This window comes from Arenimonas sp. MALMAid1274 (assembly GCF_049195245.1).
In the GTDB taxonomy this organism is placed as follows: domain Bacteria; phylum Pseudomonadota; class Gammaproteobacteria; order Xanthomonadales; family Xanthomonadaceae; genus Arenimonas.
Window position 1 is genome coordinate 192,539 of the sequence record NZ_JBMIRR010000028.1, and the last position, 18,711, is coordinate 211,249.

Annotated in this window: 16 protein-coding genes; 10 read left to right on the forward strand and 6 right to left on the reverse strand. The window is 69.6% G+C overall.

Going from position 1 to position 18,711, the window contains the following annotated elements:
* Window positions 1-4: 4 nt before the first annotated feature.
* Together ACOQFR_RS15740 and ACOQFR_RS15745 are read left to right on the forward strand one after the other, a co-directional pair.
* Window positions 5-2,263, forward strand: a complete 2,259-nt coding sequence (locus ACOQFR_RS15740; protein ID WP_421383663.1) for a DUF1631 family protein — start codon at window positions 5-7, stop codon at window positions 2,261-2,263.
* An 86-nt stretch (window positions 2,264-2,349) separates the two neighbouring features.
* Window positions 2,350-3,447 carry an NAD(P) transhydrogenase subunit alpha gene (locus ACOQFR_RS15745; protein ID WP_421383665.1) on the forward strand — a complete coding sequence of 366 codons (1,098 nt, stop codon included), beginning with the start codon at window positions 2,350-2,352 and terminating at the stop codon, window positions 3,445-3,447.
* Window positions 3,448-3,463: 16 nt separating this feature from the next.
* On the opposite strand, the gene ACOQFR_RS15750 is transcribed toward ACOQFR_RS15745, so the two are convergent.
* From ACOQFR_RS15750 to ACOQFR_RS15765, 4 genes are all read right to left on the reverse strand, one after another.
* The gene (locus ACOQFR_RS15750) at window positions 3,464-4,060 is read right to left on the reverse strand and encodes a DUF3106 domain-containing protein (RefSeq protein WP_421383667.1); all 597 of its coding nucleotides are present in this window, start codon (window positions 4,058-4,060) and stop codon (window positions 3,464-3,466) included.
* Window positions 4,060-4,440 carry a hypothetical protein gene (locus ACOQFR_RS15755; RefSeq protein ID WP_421383669.1) on the reverse strand — a complete coding sequence of 127 codons (381 nt, stop codon included), beginning with the start codon at window positions 4,438-4,440 and terminating at the stop codon, window positions 4,060-4,062. Before ACOQFR_RS15755 ends, ACOQFR_RS15750 begins: the two co-directional genes overlap by 1 nt.
* Window positions 4,437-4,985 (reverse strand): RNA polymerase sigma factor, encoded by a 549-nt coding sequence (locus ACOQFR_RS15760; RefSeq protein WP_421383671.1) that lies wholly within the window; start codon window positions 4,983-4,985, stop codon window positions 4,437-4,439. Before ACOQFR_RS15760 ends, ACOQFR_RS15755 begins: the two co-directional genes overlap by 4 nt.
* Window positions 4,986-5,050: 65 nt before the next feature.
* Complete coding sequence (locus ACOQFR_RS15765) at window positions 5,051-5,377, reverse strand: hypothetical protein (RefSeq protein WP_421383673.1); 327 nt, start codon at window positions 5,375-5,377, stop codon at window positions 5,051-5,053.
* A gap of 127 nt (window positions 5,378-5,504) precedes the next feature.
* Here ACOQFR_RS15765 and ACOQFR_RS15770 point away from each other — a divergent pair, with 127 nt between their 5' ends.
* Both ACOQFR_RS15770 and ACOQFR_RS15775 read left to right on the forward strand, forming a co-directional pair.
* The gene (locus ACOQFR_RS15770; protein ID WP_421383675.1) at window positions 5,505-5,801 is read left to right on the forward strand and encodes an NAD(P) transhydrogenase subunit alpha; all 297 of its coding nucleotides are present in this window, start codon (window positions 5,505-5,507) and stop codon (window positions 5,799-5,801) included.
* Window positions 5,798-7,189, forward strand: coding sequence for an NAD(P)(+) transhydrogenase (Re/Si-specific) subunit beta (locus ACOQFR_RS15775; protein ID WP_421383677.1), 1,392 nt, complete (start codon window positions 5,798-5,800; stop codon window positions 7,187-7,189). Before ACOQFR_RS15770 ends, ACOQFR_RS15775 begins: the two co-directional genes overlap by 4 nt.
* On the opposite strand, the gene ACOQFR_RS15780 is transcribed toward ACOQFR_RS15775, so the two are convergent.
* A complete protein-coding gene (locus ACOQFR_RS15780; RefSeq protein ID WP_421383679.1) occupies window positions 7,164-7,625 on the reverse strand; it encodes a hypothetical protein in 462 nt (153 codons plus the stop codon). The genes ACOQFR_RS15775 and ACOQFR_RS15780 overlap by 26 nt on opposite strands.
* Window positions 7,626-7,686: 61 nt before the next feature.
* Between ACOQFR_RS15780 and sufT the strand changes: the two genes are divergently transcribed.
* On the forward strand, window positions 7,687-8,241 hold the full coding sequence (gene sufT / locus ACOQFR_RS15785) for a putative Fe-S cluster assembly protein SufT (protein ID WP_421383681.1): 555 nt from the start codon (window positions 7,687-7,689) through the stop codon (window positions 8,239-8,241).
* Between the two features lies 1 nt (window position 8,242).
* On the opposite strand, the gene ACOQFR_RS15790 is transcribed toward sufT, so the two are convergent.
* On the reverse strand, window positions 8,243-8,920 hold the full coding sequence (locus tag ACOQFR_RS15790) for a Fe2+-dependent dioxygenase (RefSeq protein ID WP_421383683.1): 678 nt from the start codon (window positions 8,918-8,920) through the stop codon (window positions 8,243-8,245).
* Between the two features lie 72 nt (window positions 8,921-8,992).
* Here ACOQFR_RS15790 and ACOQFR_RS15795 point away from each other — a divergent pair, with 72 nt between their 5' ends.
* From ACOQFR_RS15795 to ACOQFR_RS15815, 5 genes are all read left to right on the forward strand, one after another.
* The gene (locus ACOQFR_RS15795; protein WP_421383685.1) at window positions 8,993-10,255 is read left to right on the forward strand and encodes an imelysin family protein; all 1,263 of its coding nucleotides are present in this window, start codon (window positions 8,993-8,995) and stop codon (window positions 10,253-10,255) included.
* The gene (locus tag ACOQFR_RS15800) at window positions 10,252-11,622 is read left to right on the forward strand and encodes a di-heme oxidoredictase family protein (protein WP_421383687.1); all 1,371 of its coding nucleotides are present in this window, start codon (window positions 10,252-10,254) and stop codon (window positions 11,620-11,622) included. The genes ACOQFR_RS15795 and ACOQFR_RS15800 overlap by 4 nt, the downstream gene beginning before the upstream one ends.
* A 580-nt stretch (window positions 11,623-12,202) precedes the next feature.
* Complete coding sequence (locus tag ACOQFR_RS15805) at window positions 12,203-14,275, forward strand: S8 family serine peptidase (protein ID WP_421383705.1); 2,073 nt, start codon at window positions 12,203-12,205, stop codon at window positions 14,273-14,275.
* A 322-nt stretch (window positions 14,276-14,597) separates the two neighbouring features.
* Window positions 14,598-16,505 (forward strand): hypothetical protein, encoded by a 1,908-nt coding sequence (locus tag ACOQFR_RS15810; protein ID WP_421383689.1) that lies wholly within the window; start codon window positions 14,598-14,600, stop codon window positions 16,503-16,505.
* 74 nt (window positions 16,506-16,579) lie between these two features.
* Window positions 16,580-18,711 (forward strand): hypothetical protein (locus ACOQFR_RS15815; protein ID WP_421383691.1); only part of this gene is annotated, 2,132 nt, incomplete at its 3' end.

Below are 18,711 nucleotides of genomic sequence, written 5' to 3' on the forward strand. Positions count from 1 at the left end.
GCCCATGACCGAATCGATCCTCCCGACCCCGCCGCAGCTCCTGACCCCCGCCACCCGGGACCTGGTCAATGTGATGCGTCGGCGCAGCACCGAGCACCTGCAGGCCGTGCTGGCCCGGGTGTTCGCCCGCGCGGACGACTGGCTGTTCGACCTGGCCAAGAAGGACGGCGTGCCGGACGGTTCGCCCTACCTGCATGCCATGCGCGCCCTGCGCACCTCGCGCGCGCCGATCGAGCGGGGTTTCCGCGAACACCTCGACCTGGGCTTCGAGAACCTGGGCCGCAACCTCAAGACCGATCCGGGCCAGGCTGCCGAGGGCAGCCAGGAACTGAGCCTGATCGAGGAAAGCGAGCTCGAGCAGCACCTGGCCACCAACCTCACTGCCGAAGCGGTGATGCGCATCCACGGCGCCATGATCGACGAGCTGGCCGCGCGCCTCTCGCGCATGTACGGGGTGGCCGCGCTGGATCCCGAGGTCAATCCGCTCAGCGCCTACAGCCTGTCGGGCGCCATCCGTGCCGCCCATCGTGGTGTGGACGTGCCGGCCGACGTTCGCATGGTGCTGTTCAAGTACTACGAGCGCGAGCTGATCCACGACCTGCGCGACCTGCTGGTGGACCTCAATGGCCGGCTCTCGGCGGCGGGTTTCAATCCGACCGCCGCGCCCAAGCCGCAGCCGCGCCAGGCGCCGCGCCCCGACATGGCCGCCCCGCCGATGTCGCCCGATGGCTATGCCGGTGCCGCGTCCGACTACGGTGCGGGCAACTACCCCTCGGCCGCGCAGGCCGCGGCGGGGGCCAGCCCGGAAGACCGCCAGGTTTTCGACGCGCTGCTGCAGATGCTGCACAGCTGGCGGCCCGAGCACCAGCCCAGCGGACTGACTGCCGATGCCGTGCGCAGCGGCGGACCGCAACGGCCCATGGCCGCGCCGGAGATGATGTCGGTGCTGTCGCTGCTGCAGGGCTCGGTGCCCGAATCGGTGACCGAGGCGATCAACCGCCCCGAGGCCTCGCTGTCGGTGCTGTTGAAGAACGAGCTGCTGCGCAACGCCAGCCGCATCGGCCTGCCGCCCGACAAGGTCAGCATGAGCCAGGACGACGAGGACGCGGTCGACCTGGTCGGCATGCTGTTCGACGTGATGTTCGACGAGCGCGACTTCGAGCAGTCCGCGCGCACCCTGATCTCGCGCCTGGTGGTGCCGTTCGTGAAGGCCGCGGTGATGGACCGCCGCCTTTTCCTCTACAAGACCCACCCGGCGCGGCGCCTGCTCAATTCGCTGGCCGAGGCCTGCGAAGGCAACCGTGGCGAAGGCCCGCAGGAGCGCGAGCTGCTGCAGAAGGCCGAGAACACGGTTGACCGCCTGATCGCCGAGTTCAACGAAGACATTGCCATTTTCGAAACGCTGGAGCAGGAGCTGCGGTCCTTCCTGGACCAGCACCGCCGCCGCGTCGAGCTGGCCGAGCGCCGCGCCGCGGAGGCCCAGCGCGGCCAGGAGCGCCTGGAGCAGGCCCGGGAACTGGCGTCCAAGGAGCTGGGCCAGCGCACGCAGGGCCTGGAGCCCACGCCGGCGATGGACGATTTCCTCAGCCGCTGCTGGACCCACCACCTTTCCATGATCGCGCTGCGCGAGGGCCCCGGAAGCGGGTCCTGGCAGTCGGCGCTGTCGGTGGCCGATCGTCTGCTGGCCCTGCTGCCGCGCGAAGGCCAGCCGGCCGCGCCGGTTGCGCCGGCGCTGCAGGCGCTGCGCGAACCGATCGAGACCGTGCTGGCCAGCTCCGGTATCACCGGCGAAGCCGCTCACGACCTGATGCGCGTGCTGGGCGAGAGCCTCGAGCACCGGGCCCAGGGCCTGGCGCCGCCGCCGGCCCCGGCGCTGCCGCCGGAAAACGTCATCCCGATGCCCGAGCGCCGGGCCGCGGCCGCCGCGGCGGACCTCAAGCCGCGCCTGGAAGTGGTCGGCGGTACCGACGGGCTGAAGGTCAGCGACGACGACGTCGAACTGATGCGCCAGCTCAAGGTCGGCACCTGGATCCACATCGCCGGCGAAGACGGCAAGCACCATCCGGTGAAGCTGTCCTGGGTCAGCCCGATTTCCTCGCGACTGATGTTCGTCAACCGGCGCGGCGTGCGCGTGCTGGTGGCCTCGGTGGAAGAGCTGGCGGCCATGAAGCAGGAAGGCAACCTGCTGGTGCGCGAGCAGGAAAACGTGTTCGACCAGGTGCTGCACCGGGTCATGGGCAAGCTCAAGACCGACCTGGGCTGAGCCGGCGGCCGCGCGCGCGGGCGCCCCTGCCGTCTCGGCAGCGCTTCCGGTAGCATCAAGGCCATTCCGACAGGGGAGTGGCATCAATGGCGGTCAACATCGTCTTCGTCCGTGAGTCGGCCCAGGGCGAACGCCGCGTGGCCCTGACGCCGGAAACCGCCAAGAAGCTGGCCGCGCTGGGCGCCAACCTGGTGATCGAGCGCGGTGCCGGCGTGCCGGCGCACTTTCCCGACGCAGCCTATGTCGGCGCCACCGTGGTGGACGATGCCGATGCGGCCCTGGCCCAGGCCGATGTGCTGGTGTGCGTGCAGCCGCCCTCGAACGACCGCCTGGCGCGGCTCAAGCCCGGCGCCGTGCTGGTGGGCCTGCTGGCGCCGCATGCGGATGCCGGTCGCGTGGACGCGCTGGTGGCGGCGAGGGTCTCCGGCTTCTCGCTCGAGCGCCTGCCCCGCACCACACGCGCCCAGGCCATGGACGTGCTGTCCTCGCAGGCCGGGATGGCCGGCTACAAGGCCGTGCTGATCGCCGCGCAGCTGGCGCCGCGCTATTTCCCGATGCTCACGACGGCGGCCGGCACCATCCGGCCGTCCAAGGTGCTGATCGTCGGCGCCGGCGTGGCCGGCCTGCAGGCCATCGCCACCGCGCGCCGGCTGGGAGCGCAGGTGGAAGGCTTCGACGTGCGTCCGGAAACCCGCGAACAGATCGAATCGCTGGGCGGCAAGTTCCTCGACCTCGGCGTCAGCGCGGCGGGCGAGGGCGGCTACGCGCGCGAACTCACCGCCGAGGAGCGGGCCGAGCAGCAGAAGCGCCTGGGCGAACACCTCAAGACCGTGGACGTCATCGTCACCACGGCGGCCGTGCCCGGGCGTCCGGCACCCAAGATCATCACCGCTGCCATGGTGTCGGGCATGAAGCCGGGCAGCGTGATCGTGGACCTGGCCGCGGAAACCGGCGGCAACTGCGAGCTCACGCGTCCGGGCGAAACCATCGACAGCGGCGGCGTCACCATCGCCGGCCCGCTCAACCTGGCCAGCCAGGGCGCGATGCATGCCAGCGAGATGTACGCGCGCAACGTGTTCAACTTCCTGGCGCTGTCGCTCAAGGACGGCCAGCTGGTGCTGGACTGGAATGACGAACTGATCGCCAGGACCTGCCTGGCGCACGCCGGGGAACGCAAGGCCTGAGCCCTGCGGCGCGCACTCAGCGCGCCGGCGTAACCGATGCGGGAGGCGGCGAGATGCCGGGACCGCCCGCCTCCAGCCAGGTGCGCCGCTGTTCGGGGTCCAGCGAACGCCACAGCGCGAACAGCGCCTTGCGCTCGGCCTCGGGCAGGGCGCGCATGGCCTGCATACTCGTGCGCATCTTCTCGCGCAGCTCAGGCGGCATGTCGCGGAAGTTGCGTGCGCCCTCGCGCAGTCGCTCACGCTGTTCGGGCGTCATCGCCTCCCAGCGTGCGCGCCGCTCCAGGCCCTCCAGCGCCCGCACGCGGCGCGAGGCCGCCATCGTGTCCCACTGCTTTTCCAGCGGCGCCAGTCCGGATTGCTGTGCCGGCGTGAGCTGGCTCCAGGTGGGCACCTGCACGCCGGCCGGCACGGGCGTCGGCTCACCGCGATCGCGCCGCGACCAGTCGCCTTCCTTCCTGCGATGCATGCGGTCGGGTGCGGCCGCCGGATCGCCAGCCTGATGCGAGGCGGCGGTTTCCGCCGGCGGTGGCGCGGCGTGGACCCCCGGCGACACCGTGCCCGTCACCGCCAGGCAGATCACCGCGCACAGGGTCGGCAGCGGGAGCGCGCGCATCACAGGCCGGGCCCCCGGTTCGCGACGGCCACCGGAGCGTCGGCCAGCCAGGCGTAAAGATCGGCGTCCTCCTCGACCAGCAGCGCATCGATCTCGCTGCTCAGCTGGGCGGCCTCCGGATCGACCGGCGGCGCCACGGACGGCTGCAGGCTCCACCACGACACACCCACCGCCAGCACGGCGGCAGCAAACGCCCCCACCGGGACCAGGCCGCGGCCGGGACGCGGCGCGGATCGGGGCTGCAGCGCCTCCTGCCGAGCCCGACGCAGGCGGTAGGCCATGCCCTGGTCCACGCCGTCGCTGGCGCGGTCGAACAGGGCCCTGGCGCGTACGTGCACACGATCATGGCCGGGGGAAGGGTTCGGGTCGCGGCTGGTCATTGCCAGTCCTCCAGTTGAATGCGCAGGGCCGCCATCGCCCTGGAAAGATGGGTCTTCACGGAACCGTCGGAACAGCCCATGGCCGCCGCGGTCTCCGCGACATCGAGCCCCTGCAGCTCGCGCAGCAGGTAGGCCTCGCGCTGGCGCCGGGGCAGCTTGCGCAGCGCCTTGCCCAGCGCCGCCCAGGCCTCGCCGTCGGCATGCCGGCGGGCGGGGTCCTCGGAAGGATCGGGCAGCATTTCCAGCGGATCCTCGCGCTGGTCCTCGCTTCGGCCAAGAACGGCCATGAAACGGCGCCGCACGTTGCCGCGCCGGTGCCGGTCGGTCACCTGGGTGCGCAGGATGCTCCAGAACAGCGGCGTCCATTCCTGCGCGGGCCGATCGCGATACGCGACCAGCTTGATCATCGCGTCCTGCACCGCGTCCAGCGCGTCCTCGCGGTGGCCCAGCGCCAGCTCGGCCATTCGGAACGCGCGCCGCTCCACCGAGGCCAGGAACTGGTCCAGGCTGGCGGGCGGCGCGGCCGGGGCGGCGTCGAAAGGCATCACGGGGCGGGAACGGGGCCGGTCATGGCGAAGGACAACGCATCAGGGCAGGCCCGGTTGACGGTTCAGTGGCGACGATCGTAGCGCGCGCCGCGCCGGTCCAGGCGATGGTCGATGCGCTCACCGCGGCGGTCGAGGCGACGGTCGATGCGGTCTCCGCGCAGGTCCAGTCGCGCGGCACGGTGGTAGCGGCCGTTCGCGGCGGCGATGTCGGCGCGGCGGTCCAGGCGGCGGTCGATACGGTCCCCGCGCTGGTCGAGGCGGTGCTCGATGCGGTCGCCGCGGCGGTCCAGGCGGTTCTCGACGCGGTCGCCGTGGCCGGCGGAGGCGGCACCGGCGGCCGTGAGGGTCAGCGCGGCAAGCAGCAGGGCGATCGGCTTGATGGCTTTCATGGCGGTCTCCTTCGGTGGGGTTGCCATCCCGGGAACGGGGGACGCCCCGGCCGGTTTACGGGCCCCTAGCCGCCGTTTAGCCAGCGGTTATGATGCAGGCGTTCGCGCATTCGCGTGGGGAGGGGACATGGACGGCTTCGTTGCGCTCTACATCTTCGTGCTGGCGGCCTTCACCGGCTATGAAATCATCGGCCGGGTGCCGGTGATCCTGCACACGCCGCTGATGTCCGGTTCGAACTTCGTGCACGGCATCGTGATGATCGGCGCGATGGTGGTGCTGGGCCATGCCGACACCACCACCGAGAAGGTGATCGGCTTCCTGGCGGTGCTGATGGGCGCGGGCAACGCGGCCGGCGGCTATGTGGTCACCGAGCGCATGCTCGAGATGTTCAAGTCCTCCAAGAAGCCCGGGGGCGCGGCATGACGGCCTGGCTGCCCGTGCTGGTCAAGGCCAGCTATTTCGTCGCGGCGCTGCTCTTCATCCTGGGCATCAAGCGCATGGCCTCGCCGGTCACGGCGCGCAGCGGCATCCAGTGGGCGGGCGCCGGCATGCTGCTGGCCACCTTCGCCACCTTCCTGCTGCCGGGCCTGCACAACCTGCCGCTGATCGCGCTGGCCGTGGTGCTGGGCACCGCCGTGGCCTGGGTCTCGGGCAAGCGCGTGGCCATGACCGACATGCCGCAGATGGTGGCGCTGTACAACGGCCTGGGCGGCGGCTCGGCCGCAGCGATCGGCGCGGTGGAGCTGCTGAAGTTCTCGGCCGCCGGCGCGGCGCCGTCGCAGACGGCGCTGGTGCTCGCGGTGGTCGGCGCGTTGATCGGTTCGATTTCGCTCACCGGCTCGGTGATCGCCTGGGCCAAGCTCGACGGCCGCATGGACAAACGCTTCACCTTCCCGGGCCAGCAGGCCTTCAACGCCCTGGTGTTCCTGGCGGCGCTGGGCCTGGGCGCGCTGACGGTGTACGGCCTGGACCAGCCGGTGATCATCGGCTTCTTCGTCGCCGCGCTGGCGGTGGGCGTGCTGATGACGCTGCCGATCGGTGGCGCCGACATGCCGGTGGTGATCTCGCTGTACAACGCGCTGACCGGCCTGGCCGTGGCCTTCGAAGGTTACGTGCTTCAGAACGAGGCCCTGATCATCGCCGGCATGGTGGTCGGCGCGGCCGGCACCATGCTGACCCAGCTGATGGCCAAGGCCATGAATCGCTCGATCGCCAGCGTGCTGTTCGGCAGCTTCGGCCAGACCGGCGAGGCGGCCGAGATCACCGGCGCGCAAAAGCCCATCGAGGCCGGCGACGTGGCCGCGATGATGGCCTACGCCGAGCGCGTGGTGATCGTGCCGGGCTACGGCCTGGCGGTCGCCCAGGCCCAGCACAAGGTCTGGGAACTGACCCAGGTGCTGATGAAGCGCGGCGTGAAGGTGCGCTTCGCGATCCACCCGGTGGCGGGCCGCATGCCCGGGCACATGAACGTGCTGCTGGCCGAGGCCGGCGTGCCCTACGACCTGATCGCCGACATGGACGACATCAACCCCGAGTTCCCCACCACCGACGTGTCCCTGGTGATCGGCGCCAACGACGTGGTCAACCCGGTGGCCAAGACCGACCCGTCCTCGCCGATCTTCGGCATGCCGATCCTGGACGTGGTCAATTCCAGGAACACCATCGTCATCAAGCGCGGCAAGGGCACGGGCTTCGCGGGCATCGAGAATGCGCTGTTCTACGCCGACAATACGCGCATGCTTTACGGCGATGCGGCGTCCGCGGTGAGCCAGCTGGTGGCCGAACTCAAGTCGGTGGACGGCGGGCACTGACCCGCCCGGCCGCGGGGCGCGCCAGCCACGCGGCCAGGACCAGGGCCAGCACCGCGTACGCCACGTCGTAGGCGTCCGTGGCGTACCGGACCAGGTCGCCGGCCAGCACCCAGCCAATGCGGTCGGCCGATTCGAGCGGGGTGAGCCCCAGCAGCCGCCCCATCTGGGTGGCAGCGAACATGAAATAGCTGGCGCCAATGGCCAGGGCCGTGCCTGCCACTGCCAGCACGGCGCGCAGCGGGTGGGCCGGGGCCGCGGCCAGCCGCAGCATCAGCACCATGTCCAGCGCGGCCACCGGCGCCAGCCAGCCGCAGGGACTGCGAAGGGACAGGGTCACCGCCAGCCAGAGGGCGGTCATGCCCAGCACGCCGACCGCGAGGGCGAACACCGGCAGGGCCCAGGCCAGCGGCGAGGTGGAACGGTCCGTTGGCGTCAAGGCGGTTTACCGGTGGTGGGGCGGGCTAAAATAGCCGCCTTTCCCCTCAGGCGATACCCGAGTGAGCTATTCCCGCACCAGCGAACCGGTGAAGTTCGAGCGTGACTGCGCTGCGGTCATGGTGCCGCAGGGCGAGGCGGTGACGCTTCCCGCCGGCACCAGCGGCTACATCACCCAGGCCCTCGGCGGCTCGTTCACGCTGTTCGTGGACGGCAACCTGTTCCGGGTCGCGGGCGACGACGCCGACGCGATCGGCAAGGCCCGGCCCGCACCCCTGGTGCTGCCCGAGGGCGCGGGCGACGACGAGGTGGAGAAGCTGGTGTGGTCGCAGCTGCGCACCTGCTTCGATCCGGAAATCCCGGTGGACATCGTCGAGCTGGGCCTGGTGTATGAATGCGAACTGGGCCGCAACGCCGAGGGCGAGCGAATGGTGTCGGTGCGCATGACGCTTACAGCGCCGGGCTGCGGCATGGGCGACATCCTGGTCGAGGACGTGCGCACCAAGGTCGAGGCCGTGCCCACGATCGCCGAAGCCGATGTCGAGCTGGTGTTCGACCCGCCCTGGAACCAGTCGATGATGTCGGACGCGGCCCGTCTTGAAACGGGCATGTTCTGAGTCAGCAGGCCGCTTCGGCCCACATGCGCAGCAGCTGGGAGTGCACCTGGCTCAGCTGCAGGAACTCCGGACTCTCGCCCTCGCGCGCATGCAGGCTGCGGCGCGTCTGGTCCAGCGTGAACAGCAGCTCGCGCTGGCGGCCGTCGCGCACCCGGCTCTGGATCCAGCCCACGCAGGCCAGCCGCTCGCCGCGGGTGACGGGCGCGACCCGGTGCAGCGCGCCGCAGTCGTAGACCACCAGGGCGCCCGCGGGCAACTTCACCGGCGTCTCGCCTTCGTGCGATTCGATCACCAGCTCGCCGCCGTCGTAGTCGTCCGGCCCGGACAGGAACAGGGTCCAGGCGAGGTCCGTGCGCAGCGCAGGCTTTCCCATCAGGGCATCGTCCACGTGCGTACCGTAACCCTGTCCCGGTCGGTAACGACTCAGCAGGGGCGAACCGAATCGTGCCGGCCGGGCAAACCGCTCGAGCGTCGGATGCCCCGAAACCGCGTCGAGCAGGCGGGCGGCGAGCGCTTGCACGCCTGGGTCGGAGGCATCCAGCTGTTCATTGTTCTTGGCGCCTCGTGCCGCCCAGCCTGCGGTCAGCCGGCCGTCCCGGCTGGGCAGTCGCGCGAATTCGTCCCGGGCACGGGCACAGGCCTCGGCGTCCATCACATCGGCGATGCAGAACAGTGACATGGTTGATGAGAATCATTTGCATTAAGGCGCCAGCGGCCGATAATACCCGCATCCCACGCCGCCTGGATGCCCATGACCCCGCGCCTCAAACTCTGGACCCGCCTCGGAACCTGCCTGGCCAGCGCCGTGCCGATCGCAGCGATGGCCCTGTCGCCCGTGGCCAGCGAGGGCGGTGAGGGCGGCGAGGGCGGGGAAGGTGGCGAGGCCGGCTCGGCGCCCTCGCAATACCGCCTGCTGCTCGATGCCGCGTCCGACCCGCAGTACAGCGCGGCGTCCAGCCTGCAGGACTATGCGCAGGGTGCACATGACACCTACCTTGAATCGGCCGCGCAGGCTCGCCAGCTGCGGGCGGCGATCCAGACCCTGCTGGACGCACCCGGCCAGGACAGTCTGGACAGCGCGCGCCGGGCGTGGATCACGGCTCGGCAGCCCTACCTGCGCAGCGAAGCCTTCCGCTACTACGATGGTCCCATCGACGGGCCTGCCACGGCCGGGCGCCAGGCGGGGCCCGAGCCGCGCCTCAATGCCTGGCCATTGAACGAAGCGGTGATCGATTACGTCAGCGGCGACGCCGACGCCGGCCTGGTGCATGCCTACGACCTGCCGATCACCCGCCAGACCATCCTGGCCCAGGACCAGGTCAGCGACGAGGCCGATGTCACCACCGGCTGGCACGCGATCGAGTTCCTGCTCTGGGGCCAGGACCAGCGTGCCGATGGACCGGGTAACCGGCCCCACACGGACTACGTGGCCGGCACGCCCGCGACGGATCGCCGCCGCGCCTACCTGGCCCTCCTTGCCGAGCAGGTGGTGGCGGACCTGGACTGGCTGGCGGAACAGTGGGATCCGGCACGTGCCGACGCCTACGTGCATTTTTTCCTGGCGCTGGAACAGCACGAGGCGATCGGACGCGTGCTCACCGGCGCGGCCAACCTGGCAGGGCACGAGCTGGCGACCGAGCGGCTGGCGGTCTCGCTCGACTCGGGTTCGCAGGAAGACGAACAGAGTTGCTTCAGCGACAGCACCCGCCAGGATTTCGTGCACGCGCTCGAGGGCATCCGCCTGGCCTGGTACGGCCGCGACGGCAAAGGCCTGGCCAGCGTGCTCAAGCCGCTGCGGCCGGCGCTGGCGGCCGACATCGACGCCCGTTTCGCCAAGGCGCAGGCCGCCGTGGATGCATTGCCGCAGCCGTTCGACCGTATGCTGGCGTCCGCCCCCGACAGCGCCGACCGCGCGGCGGGCGAGGCGGCGGTTGAAGCCCTGCAGTCGCTGGGTGCCGGACTGCGCGACGCCGGCAATGCGCTCGGCGTGCTGGTGATCGTCTCCGGCGTATGAGGCGCACCCTGCTGGCGGTCCTGGGCCTGCTGCTGGCGGGCAGCCTGGTGGCGGCATCCCCGTCGGATGCGCCGGGTGGCGGTTTGACGCGCGCCCTGGACAACCGCGACGCCTTCGCGATGCCCGCGCCAGGCCTGACATCGAAGGAGCTGCGCGATTTCAGCTTCGGCAACCGCGTGTTCAATACCAACTGGGCGGTCGCGCCGGCGTCGGTCGATGCCTTCGACGGCCTGGGCCCGATATTCAATCGCGTTTCCTGTTCGGGCTGTCACCTGCGCGACGGTCGCGGTCGGCCCCCGGTGGACGGTGAAGACGAAATGTTGTCGAGCCTGGTGCGCCTGGGCGTGCCCGGCAAGGACGCGGTCGGCGGCCCGCGACCGCATCCGCGCTACGGCGACCAACTCGGTGACCGCGCGATCCCGGGCGTCGCGCCCGAGGGCAAGGTGCGCATCGCCTGGCGCGAACAGGCGGGCCGTTATCCCGACGGCACGACGTACTCGCTGCGGTCGCCCCGGATCACGTTCGAAGACCTGGCTTACGGGCCGCTGGGCCGGAAGCTGCAGACCTCCCTGCGCGTCGCGCCGGCGGTGGTGGGCATGGGGCTTCTGGACGCGATTCCCGAAGCCGATCTTTTGGCGGCCCAGGATCCCGACGACCGGGATGGCGACGGCATCTCCGGCCGCGTCAATCGCGTCTGGGATCCGGTGGCGCGCGCCGAGGCCGTGGGCCGGCTCGGCTGGAAGGCCAATGCGGCCAACAGCACGGCCCAGTCCGCCGCGGCGGCACATGGCGACATGGGGCTGAGCACGAGCCTTTTCCCCGACGAGAACTGCATGCCGGGGCAGACGGACTGCCTGGCCGCGCCACGCGGCGGCGACGGCCCCGACCTGCGCGACGCGCACCTGCAGAAGCTGGTGTTCTATTTGCAGGTGCTGGCGGTGCCCGACCGCCGCCGCGTGGCGCCTGCACAAGAAGCGCGCGGAGAAGCCGTTTTCCAGGACACAGGCTGCGCGTCCTGCCACACCCCGAGGCAGCGCACCGGGGCCGACGCCTCCCCGGCCCGTCTGGCAGGCCAGGCCTTCATGCCCTACACCGACCTGCTGCTGCACGACATGGGGCCCGGCCTGGCCGACGGTCGCCCTGACTTCCTGGCCAGCGGTCGCGAGTGGCGCACCGCGCCGCTCTGGGGCTTGGGCCTGGTGCCCACGACCAATGGCCATTCCTTTTACCTGCATGACGGCCGCGCCCGTTCGCTGGAAGAAGCCGTGCTCTGGCACGGGGGTGAAGGGCAGGCGTCGAGGGACCGTTTCAAGGCCCTGAGTCGCGCGGACCGCGAGGCCCTGCTGGCCTTCCTGCGCTCCCTCTGACCGCCGGGAAGGCGTCCTGCCGGGCATGTCACCGGTGGTCAGGAATTCCTGCGGCGGTGCGGCTTGACCTGTGACTTTCGTCACGCTAGCGTCGGTCGCGTGTCATGCAGATGTGATCTGCATCACACGTCCGGGTGGTACGAGACTCCCCGCTACGAATCCAGGCCAAGACGGCCGGCGCGGGGAAGTTTTTGCCCAGGGGACCCGGGGCATGGAAGCAAACACGGCTGCCCAGCAGCCTTCATTGCCATCATTTTTCGGGGATACACACATCGTGAGCAAGAACACTCGCAAGCTCCGCCTGCGCAGTCTCGTCGCTGCCACCACCATCGCCCTTGCAGCCCAGTCCGCGTTCGCCGCCCAGACCGCTCCGCGCGTTGATCTCAGCGCCCTGCAGTCCGACACCCAGTTCGACCAGTTCATCGTGAAGTACCGCGCCGGTACGCCCGAGGCCGCCAACGCCGCCGAGCTCAACCGTGCCCTGCAGGCCGCTGCGGTCCAGGCCGACCAGATGGTGCAGGCCTCGCGCATCCAGCGTGGCGACACCTCGCGTCCGTCCAAGCCGCTGTCGGCGCGCCACATGCGCCGCATGGCCGTCGGCGCCGACGTGGTCACCACCTCGCAGAAGCTGGGTCGCGCCGATGCCGAGACCCTGATGCGCCAGATCGCCGCGAACCCGAACGTCGAGTACGTGCAGATCGACCGCATCATGAAGCACACGCTGACGCCCAACGACACCAACTACAGCCAGCAGTGGGGCTACACCGATGCCGACGCCGGCATCCGCGCCAACACCGCGTGGGACGTGGCCAACGGCTCCGGCATCATCGTTGCCGTGCTCGACACCGGCTACGTGGCGCACTCCGACCTGGCCGCCAACATCGTGGCCGGCTACGACTTCATCTCCAACACCACGACCGCCGGCGACGGCAACGGCCGTGATTCCGACGCCAGCGATCCGGGCGACTACTTCGGCGGCGATCCGTCCAGCTGGCACGGCACGCACGTGGCCGGTACGGTCGCGGCGGTCACCAACAACGCCAAGGGCGTGGCCGGTACCGCCTGGGGCGCCAAGGTGATGCCGGTCCGCGTGCTGGGTCGCGGCGGCGGTTCCACCTCCGACATCGCCGACGCCATCATCTGGGCGTCCGGTGGCACCGTCAGCGGCGTGCCGACCCTGTCGGCGGCCAATGCGGCCGACGTCATCAACATGTCCCTCGGCGGCGGTGGTTCCTGCGATGCCACCACCCAGGCGGCGATCAACAGCGCGGTCAGCCGCGGCACCACCGTGGTCGTGGCGGCGGGCAACAGCAACGCCAACGCTTCGGGCTTCACCCCGGCCAGCTGCAACAACGTGGTCAACGTCGCTTCGGTCACCAGCGCCAGCGCCCGTTCCAGCTTCTCGAACTACGGCACCCTGATCGACGTGTCGGCCCCGGGCTCGAGCATCCTCTCCACGCTCAACTCCGGCACGGCCGGCCCGGGCACCGAGAACTATGTCTCCTACAGCGGCACCTCGATGGCTTCCCCGCATGTCGCGGGCGCGGTCGCGCTGGCGCAGAGCCGTCGCCTGGCCCTGGGCCTCGCCTTGTACACCCCGGCACAGATCGAAGCGTCGCTGAAGGCCACCGCGTATCCGCTGTCGGGCGCCTGCTCGGGCGGTTGCGGCGCGGGCATCATCGACGCGCGCGCCCTGGTGGATGCCGCCGGTGGCGGCGGCACCAATGCGCCGCCGGTCGCCAGCTTCACCTTCACCACCAGCGGCCTGACCGCCAGCTTCACCGACGGTTCGACCGACAGCAACGGCACCATCGCCTCGCGCAGCTGGAATTTCGGCGACGGCACCACGTCCACGGCCACCAACCCGAGCAAGACCTACTCGGCGGCCGGCACCTATACGGTCACGTTGACCGTCACCGACAACGGTGGCGCCACCAACACGACCACCCGCTCGGTCACCGTGTCCTCGGGTGGCGGCGGCGGTTCGGTGCTCAGCAACGGCGTGCCGGTGACCGGCCTGTCCGCGGCGACCGGTGCCTCGGTGAACTACACGATCAACGTGCCCACGGGCGCCAGCAACCTGGTGATCAGCACCTCCGGTGGTACCGGTGATGCCGATCTGTACGTCCGCCAGGGTTCCGCGCCCACCGACACCGTGTACACCTGCCGTCCGTACCTGGGTGGCAACAACGAGACCTGCACCATCGCGGCACCGGTGGCCGGCGTGTACCACGTCCGCGTCAAGGCCTATGCGGCCTACTCCGGCGTGAGCCTGGTCGGCAGCTACACCACCGGTGGTGGCGGCGGCGGCACCCAGACCTACAGCAACACTGCGGACTACGCCATCGCCGACAACGCGACGGTGGACAGCCCGATCTCGGTCTCGGGTCGCACCGGCAATGGTCCGTCGGCGGCTTCGGTGTCGGTGAACATCGTCCACACCTACAAGGGTGACCTCAAGGTCGACCTCGTGGCGCCGGACGGCACCCTGTACAACATCCACAACCGCACGGGTGGCGGCACCGACAACGTGATCTCCACCACCAGCCACAACCTGACCAGCGAGGCCCTCAACGGCACCTGGCGCCTGCGTGTCAACGACAACGCGAGCGGCGACACCGGCTACATCAACAGCTGGACGATCACCTTCTGATAGGAAGGTATCGGCAACACCTCTAGGACCCCGGCTTCGGCCGGGGTCTTTTTTTTGCGCCGACCTCGCGGCCGGCCAAATCGTGACGCCCTTCACATCGCTGTCCCGGGACATTTCGGTCCCGGGACGGCCCAAAGTGGCCGCACCGGGTCGGCAACCGACCCATCGCGTCAGCAAGTGACAAAAACAATCCCCACCAAAACAGGGACTTATGCTGGACAGCGTGAGTTTCGCTCACTATCATTGCGGCCGTTGGATCAGGGCGCGGGGAAGGTTGGGCTGGCATCCCGACCGGTTTCCGCAAGTCGGAAATAGGGGACTCATGTCGCACTTCGATTTTGCGCCGCTCGCCGGTGCCCAGGATCGCGCGTCTGCGCGGCATACGCTTACGCGCGGCTTCGTGCTCATGTTCCTGCTGGCGCTGATGCCGGATGCGTACGCATGGCAGCCGGGCAAGGATGGCAGCCTGACCGTCAACGCCAACACCAATTATTCGGCGCTGGCCGCGGTGCGCATCACCACGCTCTCTACGGCCGCCAACGCGGGCGACGGCACGATCACGCTGGCCAGCGCCGCGGGCATTTCCGCCGGTGACGTGCTGATGATTTACCAGGCGCAGGGCGCCACCATCGGGTCGGGCAATGCCGCGACCTATGGTGAGGTCACCAACTTGAACAATGCCGGCCGCTACGAGCTGGTAAATGTGTTCGGCGTCGTCGGCACGGTCATTACGCTTAGCCCCGCCTGCGACACCACGCCGCTGCAGTTCTCGTACGCGAGCGGCAGCCAGGTGATCCGCGTTCCCCAGTACACCACGCTGACCATCGGTGGCGCCGCCACGCTCTCGGCTCCCGCGTGGAACGGCAGCACCGGCGGCGTGATGCCGCTGATCGTGCAGAACACGCTTACCGTCAACGGCCTGCTGTCGGCCAACGGCGCCGGATTCCGCGGCGGCGTGCTCGACAACACCACCACCGATGCCGGTACCGACGTGACGCTGTTCCGCGGTACCAGCAATGCCGACGGCGGCGAGAAGGGCGAGAGCATCGCCGGCTTCCAGACCCAGTACGACAGCCTCAATGGCCGCTATGGCCGCGGCGCCCCGGCCAACGGCGGCGGCGGCGGCAACGCCCACAACGCCGGCGGCGGCGGCGGTGCCAACGGCGGCACCGGCACCTGGACCGGGCAGGGCAATCCCAGCGTGACCACGGCGGCTTGGGCCGGGGCTTGGAACCTCGAGGGTGCGGGCTTCGCGACCAGCACCTCGCCCGGTGGCGGACGCGGCGGCTACACCTACGGCAGCAGCAACCAGAACGCCCTCACCCTGCCGCCCGGCAACAATTCCTGGGGCGGCAACAGTCGCCGCCAGCGCGGCGGTCTCGGTGGTCGGCCCCTCGCCAACAGCCCCGCCAACAGCGGCAACACCCGCATCTTCCTCGGCGGTGGTGGCGGTGCGGGCGATGCCAACAACAGCGCCGGCTCGTCGGGTGCTTCGGGCGGTGGTTTCATCCTGGTGATTGCCGGCACGGTTTCGGGTTCCGGCGACATCGTCGCCAACGGGAACACGGCGACCAATTCCACGCCGGGCCACAACGACGCCCCGGGCGGCGGTGGCGGCGGCGGCAGCATCGTCATCTCCGCTGGCTCGGCCAGTGGCGTGGACCTGTTTGCGCGCGGCGGCAATGGCGGCAATCAGCTGATCACCAACGACGAGTCCGAGGGCCCGGGCGGCGGCGGCGGTGGCGGTTTCATTTCCGCGCCCGCGGCCCTGGCGACCAGCGTGACCGGTGGTGCCAGCGGCACGACGTCGTCGGGCGCGGTCACGGAGTTCCTGCCCAACGGCGCCACCTTCGGTGGTGCCGGCAACACCACGACGATCCCTGCCCTGGCCAGCCTGCCGGTTTGCCCGACGCTGGCCACGGTGACGCTGGCCGTCACCAAGGCGGACACCTTGACCAATTACACGCCTGGCGGCACCGCCACCTACACGGTGGTGGTCACCAATACCGGCAACGTGCCGGCCATCGGCACGCTGGTGGACGATCCGCTGCCTGCGGGCCTGACGCTGACGGCGCCCTGGACCTGCACGGCGTCCACCGGCGGCTCCTGCCCCGCCAGTGGCGGCACCATCGGCGGCACCACGGTAGGCCTCACCGGCACCGTTGCCGCCGGCGGCACCCTGACCATCACCATCCCGGTGGCCTTCTCGGCCAACCCCAACGCGTACTGAGTGCCCGAGCGATGACTTCCTTCCAGATCCCGGGTACCCAGGCCAACGCCATCGCTATCGGCGGCGGAGTCAACATGTCCAGCAAGCGCATGCCCACCTTCCGCAGGCTGCACGGCGCGGTGTTCGCACTCGGCCTGGCCATCGCCGGCAGCGCCCAGGCGCAGAACTACCCGCCCAACATCACCAACACCGTCACCGTGACGGCGCCCAACGGCACCCTCAGCACCGCCAGCGACGTCAACGCGCTGATCGACCAGGCCAACCTGGGCATCACCAAGACGGTTGACGTGGCTGCGCCGGCGGTGGGCAGCAACGTGGTGTTCACGCTCACGGTGACCAATGCCGGCCCCGCGCCCGCGCTGGGCGTCAGCGTCACCGACCTGCTGCCCGCGGGTTACACCTTCGTCGCCGCGACGCCCAGCGTTGGCACGTACGCCAGCGGCACCGGCGTGTGGACCATTGGCACGATGGCCAATGGCGCCACGGTGACGATGACCATCCAGGCGACGGTGAATGCAACGGGTTCCTATGCGAACTCCGCCACCGTCAACAGCACGACGCCGGACCCGGTGCCGGGCAACAACAGCGACACCGAAACCCCTGCGCCTGTGGCCCAGGCAGACGTGTCGATCACCAAGGCGGTGGACGATCCGATTCCGGATGTGGGAGAGAACGTCACCTTCACCCTGACCGTCAGCAATGCCGGTCCGTCGGCCGCAGCCGGCGTCTCGGTCAATGATCTGCTGCCGGCTGGCTACACCTTCGTTTCTTCGGCCGCCAGCACGGGCACCTATAACTCCGGTACCGGCGTGTGGGCGATCGGCGGTCTGGCCAATGGCGCCAGTGCGACGCTCGACATCCTGGCCACGGTCAATGCCGCCGGCCCGTATGACAACACCGCTTCGGTCACCGCTACCACGGCGGACCCGACCCCGGGTAACAACAGCGACACCGAAACGCCTGCACCGCAGGCAGTGGCAGACCTTACGGTGACCAAGACGCTGACATCGGCCTCGCCGGTACAGGCGGGCGCGGCCGTAAGTTACGAGATCAACGTTTCCAACGGCGGACCTTCCGACGTCGCCGATGCAATTTTCTCCGATACCGCGCCGGCCGGCCTCGTGGGTGCGCAGTGGACCTGTGCCCCTCTGGCCAACTGCGGCGTGGCGTCGGGCAACGGCGATGTTTCCTTGCTGCTTGATCTGGCGGCAGGTCAATCGGTAACGATCACGATGACCGGCACCGCGCCGGTCGTCACGCCTGCCACGGTGGCCGCCAATACGGCCAGCGTCACGGCCCCGGCCGGCGTCACCGATCCTGACCTGGCCAACAACACCGATACGGTACCTGCCATCACGGTGGATCCGTTGGCGATCGATGCCGTCAACGACAGCGCCGGTCCGGTCAATGGCTTTGTGGCCAACACCAATGTCGTCAACGTGCTGGGCAATGACCAGCTCAATGGCGCGGCCGTGAATCCGGCGGACATCACCTTGGTCCCGGTGACGAATGGTCCGCTGACCGTGAACGCCGATGGCTCGGTGGACGTGGCGGCCGGTACCGCCGCGGGCACGTACACGGTCGACTACGAGATCTGCGAGGTCCTGAACCCGGCCAACTGCGATACCGCCACGGTCACCGTGACGGTCGAAGCGGCCGTGCTCGATGCGGTTAACGACACTGCGGGTCCGATCAATGGCGTCACCGGCGGCACGAACGTAGTAAACGTCCTGGCCAATGACCAGCTCAATGGCGCGCCGGTGAATCCGGCGAACATCACCTTGGTTCCGGTGACCAACGGTCCGCTGACCGTGAACGCCGACGGCAGCGTCGACGTCGCGCCGAATACCCCGGCTGGCACGTACACCGTCGACTACGAAATCTGCGAAGTCCTGAATCCCGCGAACTGCGACACCGCGACCGTTACGGTCACGGTGGAGGAGGGCGTCATTGACGCCGTCAACGACAGCGCCGGTCCGGTCAATGGCTTTGTGGCTAACGCCAACGTCGTCAACGTCCTGAGCAATGACCTGCTCAACGGTGCGGCCGTGAATCCCGCCGACATCACCCTGGTCCCGGTCACGAATGGTCCGCTTACCGTGAACGCTGATGGCTCGGTGGACGTCGCGCCGAATACCCCGGCTGGCACGTACACCGTCGACTACGAGATTTGCGAGGTCCTGAACCCGGCCAACTGCGACACCGC

Excerpts from the sequence above, each read along its gene's own strand:
- ACOQFR_RS15740 (WP_421383663.1), top strand. The coding sequence starts at position 5 with ATGACCGAATCGATCCTCCCGACCCCGCCGCAGCTCCTGACCCCCGCC.
- ACOQFR_RS15745 (WP_421383665.1), top strand. The coding sequence starts at position 2,350 with ATGGCGGTCAACATCGTCTTCGTCCGTGAGTCGGCCCAGGGCGAACGC.
- ACOQFR_RS15750 (WP_421383667.1), bottom strand. The coding sequence starts at position 4,060 with ATGCGCGCGCTCCCGCTGCCGACCCTGTGCGCGGTGATCTGCCTGGCG.
- ACOQFR_RS15755 (WP_421383669.1), bottom strand. The coding sequence starts at position 4,440 with ATGACCAGCCGCGACCCGAACCCTTCCCCCGGCCATGATCGTGTGCAC.
- ACOQFR_RS15760 (WP_421383671.1), bottom strand. The coding sequence starts at position 4,985 with ATGCCTTTCGACGCCGCCCCGGCCGCGCCGCCCGCCAGCCTGGACCAG.
- ACOQFR_RS15765 (WP_421383673.1), bottom strand. The coding sequence starts at position 5,377 with ATGAAAGCCATCAAGCCGATCGCCCTGCTGCTTGCCGCGCTGACCCTC.
- ACOQFR_RS15770 (WP_421383675.1), top strand. The coding sequence starts at position 5,505 with ATGGACGGCTTCGTTGCGCTCTACATCTTCGTGCTGGCGGCCTTCACC.
- ACOQFR_RS15775 (WP_421383677.1), top strand. The coding sequence starts at position 5,798 with ATGACGGCCTGGCTGCCCGTGCTGGTCAAGGCCAGCTATTTCGTCGCG.
- ACOQFR_RS15790 (WP_421383683.1), bottom strand. The coding sequence starts at position 8,920 with ATGTCACTGTTCTGCATCGCCGATGTGATGGACGCCGAGGCCTGTGCC.
- ACOQFR_RS15795 (WP_421383685.1), top strand. The coding sequence starts at position 8,993 with ATGACCCCGCGCCTCAAACTCTGGACCCGCCTCGGAACCTGCCTGGCC.
- ACOQFR_RS15800 (WP_421383687.1), top strand. The coding sequence starts at position 10,252 with ATGAGGCGCACCCTGCTGGCGGTCCTGGGCCTGCTGCTGGCGGGCAGC.
- ACOQFR_RS15805 (WP_421383705.1), top strand. The coding sequence starts at position 12,203 with ATGCGCCGCATGGCCGTCGGCGCCGACGTGGTCACCACCTCGCAGAAG.
- ACOQFR_RS15810 (WP_421383689.1), top strand. The coding sequence starts at position 14,598 with ATGTCGCACTTCGATTTTGCGCCGCTCGCCGGTGCCCAGGATCGCGCG.